Below are 12,778 nucleotides of genomic sequence, written 5' to 3'. Positions count from 1 at the left end.
AACAGGAAGGCGATGTTGTTTACAGAATAAGATGACCAAAAATAAAGCCAAACAACACCGACAGCGTAATCGCAATCACCCCGGGGATCAGGAATGAATGGTTAAACACGTATTTACCGATGCGCGTCGAGCCGGTGTCATCCATTTCAACCGCAGCCAGCAGTGTCGGGTAGGTCGGCAGCACAAACAGCGCCGATACCGCAGCAAAGGAGGCGACAGCAGTGACCGGCGACACGCCAAGCATCAGCGCCGCAGGCATCAGCGCTTTGGTGGTGGCAGCCTGGGAATAGAGCAGGGTGGAAGCGAAGAACAGCACCAGCGCCAGCATCCATGGCGAGTTATGCAGCAGCTCACCGGCGACGGTCTGAATATCGCTGATATGCGCTTTGACAAAGGTATCGCCCAGCCATGCCACGCCCAGCACGCAGATACAGGCGCTCATGCCGGATTTAAAGGTGCTGGCGCTGAGAATTTCACTGGTATCCACTTTGCAGCTCACGCAGATCAGCGTCGCCACGGTCAGCATAAACACCACAATTGCTTCGTTGCGCGGCAGCAGCGGATTGCTGATCAGACCAACGGTGTCGCTGATGGCGGTGGCATAAAAGATCACCGCGATGATACCGAGTAAGAACAGCAGCACCGAACGCTTCGCGCCGGGTTTTTCGCTAAATACGCTGGCGCCACGCAGCACCACTTCACCTTTCGCCACCCGGGCCTGATAGATCACGTCATCTTTCAGCTCCTGACCGAGGAAGTTGGTAATCAGCGCGGCAATAAAAATCGCCGCCATAGTGGAGGGGATCGCCACCGCCAGCAGCGCCAGGTAGCTGATGCCTTTTGGCTCGAGAATACCGGCAAAAAAGACTACCGCGGCGGAGATCGGTGAGGCCGTAATGGCGATCTGTGAGGCGACGACGGCGATCGACAGCGGTCGCGAAGGGCGTACACCTTGCTCCTTCGCCACTTCAGCAATCACCGGCAGAGTGGAAAACGCGGTATGGCCGGTTCCGGCCAGCAGGGTCATCAGATATGTCACCAGCGGCGCGAGAAAGGTGATATAGCGTGGATGGCGACGCAGCAGACGCTCGGCAAGGCTCACCAGATAATCCATCCCACCGGCGACCTGCATGGCAGCGATAGCAGCAATGACCGCCATAATAATTTCAATCACATCGAAGGGAATGGCGCCGGGATTAATCTGGCAGCCAAGCGTTAAAACCATGACGCCCAGCCCGCCAGCGAATCCAATGCCAATTCCGCCTAGTCTGGCCCCCAGATAAATGGCCAGCAGAACGATGAGCAGCTCAACTGTGATCATAGTGTGCTCCTTAAGGTTATTATTGATAACTAACCGTTAATAATTTGTAGGTTGCGCCAATGAAAAAGGCACGTCGTTCTGAGAACTGACGTGCCTTTAAAATGGCTAAGGGGGAGATGTTTTATTGTTCGTTTTCATCGGTATAGCGTTTGGCTTTGTAGGCCGGATGCATCAGGTTCTGGATCGAGAAAATATCGTCGAGTTCCGCTTCGGTCAGCAGACCGCGTTCCAGTACCACTTCACGCACGCTCTTACCGGTTTCCGCACAGATCTTACCGACGATGTCGCCGTTATGGTGGCCAATATAGGGATTCAGATAGGTCACGATGCCGATGGAGTTAAACACATAGGCTTCACACACCGCTTTATTGGCGGTAATGCCGTTGATGCATTTTTCCAGCAGGTTGTAGCAGGCGTTGGTCAGGATGTGGATTGACTCAAACATCGCCTGGCCGATCACTGGTTCCATGACGTTCAGCTGCAACTGACCGGCTTCTGACGCCATGGTGACGGTGATATCGTTGCCAATTACCTTAAAGCACACCTGGTTTACCACTTCCGGCACCACCGGGTTGACCTTGGCAGGCATAATCGACGAACCCGCCTGCAATTCCGGCAGGTTGATTTCATTCAGACCGGAACGTGGGCCGGAAGAGAGCAGGCGCAGGTCGTTACAAATTTTCGACAGTTTTACCGCCAGGCGTTTCAGCGAGGAGTGCACCATCACGTAAGCGCCACAGTCGGAGGTCGCTTCAATCAGGTCTTCCGCCGGTATGCAAGGCAGGTTACTGACTTCCGCCAGCTTCTGCACCGCCAGCTGCTGGTAGCCTTCCGGGGTGTTCAGGCGGGTGCCGATGGCGGTGGCGCCAAGGTTGACTTCCAGCAGCAGTTCCGCGGTGCGCAGAATACTGCGGATCTCTTCATTCAGCAGCACGTTAAATGCGTGGAATTCCTGTCCAAGGGTCATTGGCACCGCATCCTGCAACTGGGTGCGCCCCATTTTCAGCACCGATTCAAACTCCACGGCTTTACGCTGGAAACCTTCGCCTAACTGGCCGATGGCATCCAGTAACTTAAGGATCGAGCTGTAGACCGCAATACGAAAACCGGTAGGGTAAGCATCATTGGTCGACTGGCATTTGTTGACATGGTCGTTTGGGTTGAGGAACTGATAGTCACCTTTCTGATGGCCCATCAGCTCAAGGCCAATATTGGCCAGCACCTCATTGGTATTCATATTCACCGAGGTTCCGGCGCCGCCCTGATAAACATCAACCGGGAACTGATCCATACATTTGCCGTTATTCAGCACTTCATCACAAGCCTGAATAATGGTGTTGGCGATATTACGTGGAATGGTCTGAAGTTCCTTATTCGCCATTGCCGCTGCTTTTTTCACCATAACCATGCCGCGCACAAACTCAGGGATATCACTGATTTTGCTGTTACTGATATAGAAATTTTCAATCGCACGCAGAGTATGAACACCATAATAGGCATCAGCCGGAACTTCCCGCATGCCTAGCAGGTCTTCTTCGATACGAATGTTATGAGTCATGAGAACCTTCTTGTTATTGCTACCGGTTAAGGATCTATCCCGTAGAGTTATCTGTCTGCAACAATGACGCTCTTCGGGATAGATCCTCACAAACGATGTGATTATTTTGTCGTGGAATACCTGCACCGACATTTTATCCATTAACGGTCAGGCGAGCACGATCATATGCTGTTATGTCAGAATTGCCGCAATCCAGATCACTTTCCGGCAATTTACTAACGAGACGGTGTTAACAATATGTGATATTAGTCCCAAAAATAAGTCAGTACAGGAAATTCAACATATCAGGTTGAAAAAGGCGCTTCGCGCTACCATCTATTTGGATACGATCGCTGAGATCGCCATTTTCTGCCGTCACGCATGATGCGGGATGGCCTTACCGCCAGGAGATTACTGTGCGCTGGTTACCGTTATTAGTGTTTTTTCTGCTGGCCTGGATCGAAATTTCGCTGTTTATCCAGGTCGCCCATGTGATGGGCGTACTGCTCACCATGCTTCTGGTGGTCTTCACCTCCTGCATCGGCGTGTCGCTGGTGAAAAATCAGGGCGTGAAGAACTTTATGCTGATGCAGCAAAAGATGGCGGCGGGTGAAAGCCCGGCTGCCGAGATGATTAAAAGCGTGTCGCTGATTATCGCTGGCTTCCTGCTGCTGCTGCCCGGCTTCTTTACCGACTTTATCGGTTTGCTGCTGTTGCTGCCGCCGGTGCAGAAACACCTGACGATTAAACTGATGCCGCACTTGCGCGTCTGGCGCGGCCCGGGCGCAGGTCCTGACAGCGGACAGACGTTTGATGGTGAGTTTGAGCGTAAAGATGTCGACCGCATCGGACATGACGATCATAAAGATCGTTAACATTAACGATATCAATCATGGGTGGGGCTTACTCCACCCATTTTTTTTTACTACTTGCCGCGTAAATGGCCGATTATTCGCGTGAAAAGAAAAAAATTATTTTTTTACCCTTGAAAGCGAGTAGTTCTGGCCCTATCTCTTCCGTCACGAGGCCGAAGGCAAATTTGCGCGGCTTTCATCCCAAATTAGATTGGACTTCTCAAAGGAGAGCTATCACATGAAAATTCGTCCATTGCACGATCGTGTAATTGTTAAGCGTAAAGAAGTTGAATCCAAATCTGCTGGCGGCATCGTTCTGACCGGCTCTGCGGCCGCGAAATCGACCCGTGGTGAAGTTCTGGCGGTGGGCAATGGCCGCATCCTGGAAAGCGGTGACGTGAAGCCACTGGACGTGAAAGTGGGCGATGTGGTCATTTTCAATGAAGGCTACGGTGCGAAAACTGAAAAGATCGACAATGAAGACGTGTTGATCATCTCTGAAAGTGACATCCTGGCGATTATTGAAGCGTAATTCACGCGTAACTCACTTAACGAAACCAATTTTAAGGGAATTTTAAAAATGGCAGCTAAAGACGTAAAATTCGGTAATGACGCACGCGTAAAAATGCTGCGCGGCGTAAACGTACTGGCAGATGCAGTCAAAGTGACCCTGGGCCCGAAAGGCCGTAACGTGGTACTGGACAAATCTTTTGGTTCACCAACCATCACAAAAGATGGCGTTTCTGTTGCACGTGAAATCGAGCTGGAAGACAAGTTCGAAAACATGGGTGCGCAGATGGTGAAAGAAGTGGCCTCTAAAGCGAATGACGCTGCAGGCGACGGCACCACTACCGCTACCGTTCTGGCACAGTCCATCATTAACGAAGGCCTGAAAGCTGTTGCTGCTGGCATGAATCCAATGGATCTGAAGCGCGGCATCGATAAAGCAGTTATCGCTGCTGTTGAAGAGCTGAAAAAGCTGTCAGTTCCTTGCTCCGACTCTAAAGCTATCGCGCAGGTAGGTACTATCTCCGCTAACTCCGATGAAACCGTCGGGACTCTGATCGCTCAGGCGATGGAGAAAGTGGGCAAAGAAGGCGTGATCACCGTTGAAGAAGGCACCGGCCTGCAGGACGAGCTGGACGTGGTTGAAGGTATGCAGTTTGACCGTGGTTACCTTTCCCCGTACTTCATCAACAAGCCAGAAACCGGTTCAATCGAGCTGGAAACTCCGTTTATCCTGCTGGCTGACAAAAAAATCTCCAACATCCGTGAAATGCTGCCAGTACTGGAAGCCGTTGCGAAAGCGGGTAAACCACTGCTGATCATTGCTGAAGATGTTGAAGGCGAAGCACTGGCTACTCTGGTGGTTAACACCATGCGCGGCATCGTTAAAGTGGCTGCGGTTAAAGCACCGGGCTTCGGCGACCGTCGTAAAGCCATGCTGCAGGATATCGCTATCCTGACCGGCGGTACCGTTATCTCTGAAGAGATCGGTATGGAGCTGGAAAAAGCTGCGCTGGAAGATCTGGGCCAGGCAAAACGCGTAGTGATCAACAAAGACACCACCATCATCATTGATGGCGTGGGTGAAGAAGCCACTATCTCTGGTCGTGTATCGCAGATTCGTCAGCAGATCGAAGAAGCGACTTCTGACTACGACAAAGAAAAACTGCAGGAGCGCGTAGCGAAACTGGCAGGCGGCGTAGCCGTACTGAAAGTTGGCGCAGCCACTGAAGTTGAGATGAAAGAGAAGAAAGCACGCGTTGAAGATGCCCTGCACGCTACCCGTGCTGCGGTTGAAGAAGGCGTTGTTGCTGGTGGTGGCGTAGCGCTGGTGCGTGTTGCCTCTAAACTGACTGGCCTGGTCGGTCAGAACGAAGACCAGACTGTCGGTATCAAAGTTGCGCTGCGCGCCATGGAATCTCCACTGCGTCAGATCGTTTCTAACGCCGGTGAAGAGCCATCAGTCGTGACCAACAACGTGAAAGCGGGCGAAGGTAACTACGGTTACAACGCGCAGACCGAAGAGTACGGCGATATGATCGCATTCGGTATCCTTGACCCAACTAAAGTGACCCGTTCTGCACTGCAGTACGCTGCTTCTGTTGCTGGTCTGATGATCACTACCGAAGCGATGATTACCGACCTGCCAAAAGGCGACGCACCTGATTTAGGTGCTGGCGGCGGCATGGGCGGCATGGGCGGTATGGGCGGTATGATGTAACCCCCCCCACGCTCTGAAGCGAAACCCTCTGTCAGTAATGGCAGGGGGTTTTTCTTTTGCGGGGGAAAATAGTATAAGTAGTGGCGCAGTTGTGAAACTGGACGGATGAATTGGCAAGGGATGTTTAAGAAAACCCTCGGTTTTCTGGTACGCTTCTGCCTGACTCTGATGATAATAAATGGGGAATAAAATGCGGATTAACGTCTTGCTGGGACTCTCTGTCGCGGCGATGCTGCTGACAGGTTGTAGTAGCACTAAAGAGCTGGGCTCAGCTGGCCAACGCGTGACTTTTACCGATCAGCAACCAGCCAGTAGCTGTCAGCTGCTGGGTAATGTAACCGGATCACAGAGTAACTGGCTGAGTGGTTCTGGTGGCGAAGGCAGTTCACTGCGCGGCGCAGCTAACGATCTGCGTAACCGTGCGGCGGAAATGGGCGGCAATGTGATTTATGGTGCCACCAGCCCTACGCAGAATATGTGGTCCAGCTTTGCACCGCTGGATAGCAAAATGAGTGGCCAGGTTTATAAGTGCCCGTAACCCTGTCATGGGCAGCGGACGGCGAGAACGCCCCCCTGGATCAATAATCTGTAGGGGCGGCGTTCTCGCCGCCCGTGTTACAGATGTGCAGTTATGGTATTGACGGCGTTTGCGCCGCCCTTTTCAATGCACTATTCCTGACGTAGCTGCAAATCCAGCGGCGTTTTACTCGGTTCACCGCCAATCTCACGCGCCAGCTTCGGCACCAGATAACCCGATACCATCGCCAGCAACTCACGCACAATCGCCCGCGCTTCGTTATCCGGCACGTAAAAGTGCGCCGCGCCCTGAACTTTATCCAGCACATGCAGATAGTAGGGCAGCACACCGGCATCAAACAGCGCATTGCTCAGCGCCGCGAGCGTGCTGGCATTGTCATTTATGCCGCGCAGTAATACGCTCTGATTAAGCAGTGTGACGCCCGCGCGTTTCAGCATCTGCATGCCGTCACGCAGTTCATCGTCAATTTCCTGCGCGTGGTTGATATGGGTCACCAGCAGCACTTGCAGCCGCGATTGCGCCAGACGCTGACACAGACCTTCGGTAATACGCGCCGGGATCACTACCGGCAGGCGGCTGTGAATACGCAGGCGCTTCAGGTGCGGAATCGCCTCCAGCTGACTAATCAGCCAGTCCAGTTCATGATCTTTTGCCATCAGCGGGTCGCCGCCGGAAAAAATTATCTCGTCAAGTTCCGCATGCTGGCGTATATAGTCGATGGCGTTTTGCCAGTTACGCTTATTGCCCTGGTTATCCTGATAAGGGAAATGGCGGCGGAAGCAGTAGCGACAGTTAACCGCACAGCCACCTTTTACCAGCAGCAGCGCGCGGTTGTTATACTTATGCAACAGTCCCGGCACCACGCTGCTCTGCTCATCGAGCGGGTCAGTACTGTAACCTGGCGCATCGACAAACTCCTGCTGCGCAGTGAGAACTTGCAGTAATAGCGGATCCTGCGGATCGCCTTTTTTCATCCGCCAGACGAAGGCTCGTGGCACGCGCAGGGCGAAAAGCCGACGCGCGTCACGTCCTGCAACCAGCTCCGGGTGCGAATCCAGCGCTAAAAGTTGCAATAATTCATTCGGTTCAGTGATTACATCAGCAAGTTGCTGTAACCAACCTTCTCTGTCAGGGGTATTTAGGGTTACAATGTGTGCCATTTTTTTGGCTAAGTACCAGTATTAATATTAGAGGGCCTTTATGGCGACTTATTCTAGCAACGATTTCCGTCCCGGTCTTAAAATCATGTTCGAAGGCGAGCCTTACGCTATCGAATCCAGCGAATTTGTTAAACCTGGTAAAGGTCAGGCATTCGCTCGTGTAAAAATGCGTCGTCTGCTGACCGGTAGCCGCGTTGAGAAGACCTTTAAATCTACCGACTCCGCTGAAGGCGCTGACGTAGTAGATACCAACCTGAACTACCTGTACAACGACGGCGAATTCTACCACTTCATGCACCCTGAAACCTTCGAACAGCATCAGGTTGAAGAGAAGGCTGTCGGTGATGCGGCGAAATGGCTGCTGGATAATGCGGAATGTATCGTAACGCTGTGGAATGGTAAGCCGATTCAGGTTCTGCCGCCAAACTTCGTTGAACTGGAAATCATTGATACCGATCCAGGCCTGAAGGGTGATACCGCAGGAACCGGCGGCAAGCCAGCTAAGCTGTCTACCGGCGCAACGGTTAAAGTGCCACTGTTCGTACAGATTGGCGAAGTGATCAAAGTTGACACCCGCTCTGGCGAATATGTGTCACGCGTAAAATAAGATTGCTGAAGGGCGTACTATCGGTACGCCTCTCTTTTTCAATGTGAGAACCGGACGATGATTAAGTGCGCTAAATTGATCGCCATCGCGTTGTTGATGACTACCGCGCTTAGCGCCTGCAATACGTTCCATGGCTTTGGCCGCGATGTGGAACACCTTGGCGGCGCCATCTCCCGCGCAGGAAAATAATTTCCTCTGTTCTGAAAAATTTCCTTTTAACCGCATGTAGCAGGCAAAGTCGCGATTCAGCGCCTATGCTTATCGTGCTGTACTTAGACTTCTACTTAAAAGGAAATTGTTATGTTAAAGAAGAGTATTGCTGCAATTTTTTCCGTGCTAATCCTGTCCAGCCTGCTTTCTGCCTGTAACACCACGCGTGGCGTTGGCGAGGATGTTGAAGCCGGTGGTCAGGCAATTCAAAAAAGCACAAACTAATCCGTTGTACCGGTACGGCGTCTGCCGTACTGGTTATTCCCTCTCTTAGCGCTGCTCAACCCAGATTAACTTCTCGACCGGGAAATCCGCCTGGCGCGCTTTCTCGACCAGCTGCTGTTTAACCGTGCTGTCCAGCTGCGGTGTGCGCGACAAAATCCACAGATAATCACGATTCGGGCCACAGACCAGCGCATGCTGATAGTTGTCATCCAGCGCAATCACATTGTAGCCGCCATAGAACGGGCCAAAGAATGACACTTTCAGCGCCGCCCGCTGCGGTTCGCCGGTAAAGTACGCTTTGCCGACGCTCTCTTTCCATTGCTGTTTCTTAAGGTTAAAGCCGCGATTCACCACCTTCAGACCCCCATCCTCACGCTTGCTGTAAGTGGCGGTGACCTGTTCCAGCCCGCGTTCAAAGGGATGGTCGAGACGGGCGATCTCGTACCAGCGTCCGAGATAACGTTCAGCATCGAAGCCTTCAACCACGGAGACATTTTTCGGCGGGGTGGTGCTACAGGCGACAGAGAGCAGGGCGCCGGTAACGGCTACCAGTGTTTTCCACAGTTGCATAAGCTATTCCTTTACAGATGAATAGCTTGAGTATAGATGATGATTGCATTGCGGGCGGCGAGAACGCCGCCCCTACAGGAAACGGTGGTTTTTGTAGGGGCGGCGTTCTCGCCGCCCGTGTTGATGATTTGCACCGACCGCAAGGCGTTCTCGCCGCCCGCAGAGCTAAAGCGTCACTATACCAATCACCGTCACCACGCTAAGAATGGTCGCCAGCCCATAAAACAGCCATTTTCCGGCAGGCAGATGAATCTGCAAATCATGCATGCAGTGATGCAGACGGTGCAGGGCGCACCATATCGGCAGGACAATCATCAGCAGCATAAACAGGCGGCCAAACCACGACTGCGCAAACGCCAGCAGACGCGGGTAGTCGAGCGCGCCGTCGGGATAAGCGCCCAGCGGCAGCAGCACGCCAATGATCAGCAGCAACGCCGGGGTGGCAATAGCCGCCCACATGCCGCCAGCGCCAAACAGCCCCCAGAAAATCGGTTCATCAGAACGACGAGGTTGCGATTCCATGGTTATCTCCTTATGCAAACAGCGCGATGGCGATAATCGCCAGCGTAAACAGCAACATCACCAGCCAGAGCGCGATCACCACCGGCGCAGGTCCCATTTTTTCCCCTTTAATCACGATAATCGCCGCTTTCGGCGCCAGATCGAACCAGGTTTTGCTGTGCAGCAACGCGGCCAGCAGCGCGACAATATTCAGCAGTAACACCAGCGGATGTTGCAGAAAACCGACAAAAGTGGCCCAGCTTTCGGCGCCGTTTTTCAGCGCAAACAGACCGAAAATCAGTTCAATACTGAACCACAGTGCCGGGATGGCGGTGCCTTCGCGCAGCATATAGAAACGATAAAATCCCAGCTGTTGCCACCAGTTGCGCGGCATGCTGTGGACCCAGGGTTTACGTTTAGTGAGCATCGGATTCTCCTTATTGTGGCCTCAGCATGGCGATCATAAAGTCTTTGCTGCTCTCGACTTTGCCCTGTTGAATGGCGGCGGCGGGATCGACATGCTTCGGACAGACTTCCGAACAGAAGCCGACAAAGGTGCAGCGCCAGACGCCATTTTCGCCATTCAGCTGCGGCATGCGCTGCGCCTTACCTTTATCGCGGCTGTCGAGGTTATAGCGGTGCGCCAGCGTAATCGCCGCCGGGCCGATAAACTCCGGATTGAGTCCGAACTGCGGGCAGGCGGCATAACAGAGACCGCAGTTGATACAGCCGGAAAACTGATGGTATTTCGCCATCTGCGCCGGTGTCTGCTGATGCGCTCCCTGATCGGGCGTGCGGTCGTTGCCAATAATCCACGGCTTAATTGCTTCAAGGCTTTCGATAAAATGGGTCATATCGACCACCAGATCGCGCTCGACCGGAAAGTTAGCCAGCGGCTCCACTCTGATGCCGTGCGGGTAATCACGCAGAAAGGTTTTGCAGGCCAGCTTAGGCACGCGATCGACCATCATGCCGCAGGAGCCGCAAATCGCCATCCGGCAGGACCAGCGCCAGGAGAGGTCATACGCGAGGTTATCTTTGATATAGCCCAGCGCATCCAGCAGTGAGGTCTGCTCATCGTAAGGCACCTGATAGATCTCGTGACGCGGCACCCGATCCTGTTCCGGGTTATAGCGCTGGATGGTCACTGGCAGGGTTTTTATCTCAGACATGGTTCTGCTCCTTTTTATCTGCCGCATCGGCTTCCCCGCCATACATTCGCTTCGCTGGCGGTAAGCGGGTGATATTCACCGCGTCATACGCCATACGCGGCGCGCCGTCAGGGTTGTAAAAGGTCAGGCTATGCTTGAGGAAGTTATTGTCGTCACGTTCGGTACAGCCTTCATCGAGACGCTGATGCGCGCCGCGTGACTCTTTACGATTGATAGCGGAATGCGCCATACACTCCGCCACCTCCAGCCCGTGCGCCAGTTCAATGCTGTACAGCAGCTCGGTATTAAATACGCTGGAGCTGTCGCTGATACGCACCCGCCGGAAGCGTTGTTTCAGTTCGGCCAGCTTATCGACGGTTTTCTGCATCAGTTCCGGTGTGCGATAAATGCCGCAACCCTCTTCCATCGCCATACCCATCTCATCACGCAGCGTTGACCAGTTTTCGCTGCCCTGCTGATTGACCAGCCCGTATAAGCGTTGCTGAATATCACTGGCCTGCGCATCCAGCAGCACGCCGTTAGCCGCTCCGCTGCTTTGCGCACGCCGGGCGGCCTGCTCACCGGCGAGGCGGCCAAACACCACCAGCTCCGCCAGCGAGTTGGAACCCAGACGATTAGCGCCATGCAGGCCGACTGACGAACATTCGCCCACGGCAAACAGCCCCTGAATGCGAGTTTCACACTGCTGATTGGTTTCGATGCCGCCCATGGTGTAATGCGCGGTCGGGCGTACCGGGATCGGCGCACTAACCGGATCGACGCCGACATAGGCTTTGCTTAGCTCACAGATAAACGGCAGCCGCTCATGCAGCTTTTTCGCGCCAAGATGGCGTAAGTCGAGATACACCACATCGCCACGCGGCGTGGCGACGGTGCGTCCGGCGCGCCACTCATGCCAGAAAGCCTGCGACACTTTGTCGCGTGGCCCCAGCTCCATATATTTATTGCGGGGTTCACCCAGCGGCGTTTCCGGCCCCATACCGTAATCCTGCAGATAACGGTAGCCATCTTTATTGACCAGGATGCCGCCTTCGCCACGACAACCTTCAGTCATCAGGATGCCGGAACCCGGCAGGCCGGTAGGGTGATACTGCACAAACTCCATATCGCGCAGCGGCACGCCATGACGAAACGCCATGCCCATACCGTCGCCGGTAACAATGCTGCCATTGGTGTTATAGCGGTAGACGCGGCCGGCGCCGCCGGTGGCCAGCACTACGGCGCCAGCGCGGATCTGCACCAGGCTGCCTTCCATCATATTCATCGCCACTATTCCGCGCGCCTGGCCATCATCGACCAGCAGGTCGAGGACAAAATGCTCATCGAAGCGTCTGATTTGCGGGTACTTTAGTGAGGTCTGAAACAGGGTGTGCAGCATGTGGAAGCCGGTTTTGTCGGCGGCGAACCAGGTGCGTTCGATCTTCATGCCCCCAAAGCGACGCACATTGACGGAGCCATCGGCTTTGCGGCTCCACGGGCAACCCCACAGCTCCATCTGGATCATTTCACGCGGACAGTGGTTGACGAAGTAGTCGACCACATCCTGCTCACACAGCCAGTCGCCACCGGCAACGGTGTCGTGGAAATGGGAATCGAAACTGTCTTGTTGTTGCGTGACGGCGGCGGAGCCACCTTCAGCAGCCACGGTATGGCTGCGCATCGGATACACTTTTGATACCAGTGCAATGGTCAACTGTGGATTAGCTTCAGCTGCGGCAATCGCTGCACGTAGCCCGGCGCCACCGGCGCCCACTATCACCAAATCGGCATTAAAGGTTTGCACGGTTCCTCCCTGTTCAGGTCGATGTAATCGGAAATATCCACCGTAAAAGGCTCTTTTCACGGTAAATTAGCTG

15 protein-coding genes are annotated in these 12,778 nt (G+C 53.8%); 7 read left to right on the top strand and 8 right to left on the bottom strand.

Translation table 11 applies throughout. From position 1 onward, the window contains the following. Positions 1-19: 19 nt before the first annotated feature. Entirely contained in the window at positions 20-1,321 is a 1,302-nt protein-coding gene (locus tag N5923_RS13555; RefSeq protein WP_267141552.1) for an anaerobic C4-dicarboxylate transporter, read from the bottom strand. A 121-nt stretch (positions 1,322-1,442) separates the two neighbouring features. Then, on the bottom strand, positions 1,443-2,879 hold the full coding sequence (gene aspA, locus N5923_RS13550; RefSeq protein WP_267141553.1) for an aspartate ammonia-lyase: 1,437 nt from the start codon (positions 2,877-2,879) through the stop codon (positions 1,443-1,445). Between the two features lie 395 nt (positions 2,880-3,274). On the opposite strand from aspA, the gene N5923_RS13545 reads away from it, so the two are divergent. The 4 genes from N5923_RS13545 to N5923_RS13530 all read left to right on the top strand — a co-directional run bounded on the left by N5923_RS13545 (position 3,275) and on the right by N5923_RS13530 (position 6,477). Continuing rightward, positions 3,275-3,733 (top strand): FxsA family protein, encoded by a 459-nt coding sequence (locus tag N5923_RS13545; RefSeq protein WP_267141554.1) that lies wholly within the window; start codon positions 3,275-3,277, stop codon positions 3,731-3,733. 217 nt (positions 3,734-3,950) lie between these two features. After that, complete coding sequence (locus N5923_RS13540; protein ID WP_267141555.1) at positions 3,951-4,244, top strand: co-chaperone GroES; 294 nt, start codon at positions 3,951-3,953, stop codon at positions 4,242-4,244. A gap of 48 nt (positions 4,245-4,292) precedes the next feature. Further along, a complete protein-coding gene (gene groL / locus N5923_RS13535; RefSeq protein ID WP_267141556.1) occupies positions 4,293-5,939 on the top strand; it encodes a chaperonin GroEL in 1,647 nt (548 codons plus the stop codon). Positions 5,940-6,129: 190 nt separating this feature from the next. Continuing rightward, positions 6,130-6,477: a DUF4156 domain-containing protein gene (locus N5923_RS13530; protein WP_267141557.1), complete on the top strand. Its 348-nt coding sequence runs from the start codon at positions 6,130-6,132 to the stop codon at positions 6,475-6,477. Between the two features lie 131 nt (positions 6,478-6,608). Here N5923_RS13530 and epmB read toward each other — a convergent pair whose 3' ends face one another. Then, complete coding sequence (gene epmB / locus N5923_RS13525) at positions 6,609-7,637, bottom strand: EF-P beta-lysylation protein EpmB (RefSeq protein WP_267141558.1); 1,029 nt, start codon at positions 7,635-7,637, stop codon at positions 6,609-6,611. A 40-nt stretch (positions 7,638-7,677) separates the two neighbouring features. Here epmB and efp point away from each other — a divergent pair, with 40 nt between their 5' ends. The 3 genes from efp to N5923_RS13510 all read left to right on the top strand — a co-directional run bounded on the left by efp (position 7,678) and on the right by N5923_RS13510 (position 8,679). Next, positions 7,678-8,244 carry an elongation factor P gene (gene efp, locus N5923_RS13520; RefSeq protein ID WP_267141559.1) on the top strand — a complete coding sequence of 189 codons (567 nt, stop codon included), beginning with the start codon at positions 7,678-7,680 and terminating at the stop codon, positions 8,242-8,244. A 57-nt stretch (positions 8,245-8,301) separates the two neighbouring features. Next, positions 8,302-8,433 (top strand): entericidin A/B family lipoprotein, encoded by a 132-nt coding sequence (locus tag N5923_RS13515; protein WP_267141560.1) that lies wholly within the window; start codon positions 8,302-8,304, stop codon positions 8,431-8,433. A gap of 111 nt (positions 8,434-8,544) precedes the next feature. After that, positions 8,545-8,679 (top strand): entericidin A/B family lipoprotein, encoded by a 135-nt coding sequence (locus tag N5923_RS13510; RefSeq protein WP_267141561.1) that lies wholly within the window; start codon positions 8,545-8,547, stop codon positions 8,677-8,679. Positions 8,680-8,724: 45 nt separating this feature from the next. On the opposite strand, the gene N5923_RS13505 is transcribed toward N5923_RS13510, so the two are convergent. The 5 genes from N5923_RS13505 to frdA all read right to left on the bottom strand — a co-directional run bounded on the left by N5923_RS13505 (position 8,725) and on the right by frdA (position 12,705). After that, the gene (locus tag N5923_RS13505; RefSeq protein ID WP_267141562.1) at positions 8,725-9,249 is read right to left on the bottom strand and encodes a lipocalin family protein; all 525 of its coding nucleotides are present in this window, start codon (positions 9,247-9,249) and stop codon (positions 8,725-8,727) included. A 165-nt stretch (positions 9,250-9,414) separates the two neighbouring features. Next, positions 9,415-9,771, bottom strand: coding sequence for a fumarate reductase subunit FrdD (frdD, locus tag N5923_RS13500; protein WP_267142919.1), 357 nt, complete (start codon positions 9,769-9,771; stop codon positions 9,415-9,417). 10 nt (positions 9,772-9,781) lie between these two features. Beyond that, positions 9,782-10,177, bottom strand: coding sequence for a fumarate reductase subunit FrdC (gene frdC, locus N5923_RS13495; RefSeq protein ID WP_267142920.1), 396 nt, complete (start codon positions 10,175-10,177; stop codon positions 9,782-9,784). Between the two features lie 10 nt (positions 10,178-10,187). Continuing rightward, positions 10,188-10,922: a succinate dehydrogenase/fumarate reductase iron-sulfur subunit gene (locus tag N5923_RS13490; RefSeq protein ID WP_267142921.1), complete on the bottom strand. Its 735-nt coding sequence runs from the start codon at positions 10,920-10,922 to the stop codon at positions 10,188-10,190. Then, positions 10,915-12,705, bottom strand: coding sequence for a fumarate reductase (quinol) flavoprotein subunit (gene frdA / locus N5923_RS13485; protein ID WP_267142922.1), 1,791 nt, complete (start codon positions 12,703-12,705; stop codon positions 10,915-10,917). Before frdA ends, N5923_RS13490 begins: the two co-directional genes overlap by 8 nt. Positions 12,706-12,778: the final 73 nt, after the last annotated feature.

This window comes from Winslowiella arboricola, assembly GCF_025527015.1.
GTDB lineage: Bacteria > Pseudomonadota > Gammaproteobacteria > Enterobacterales > Enterobacteriaceae > Erwinia > Erwinia arboricola.
This window is presented reverse-complemented; position numbering and strand designations above follow the sequence as displayed.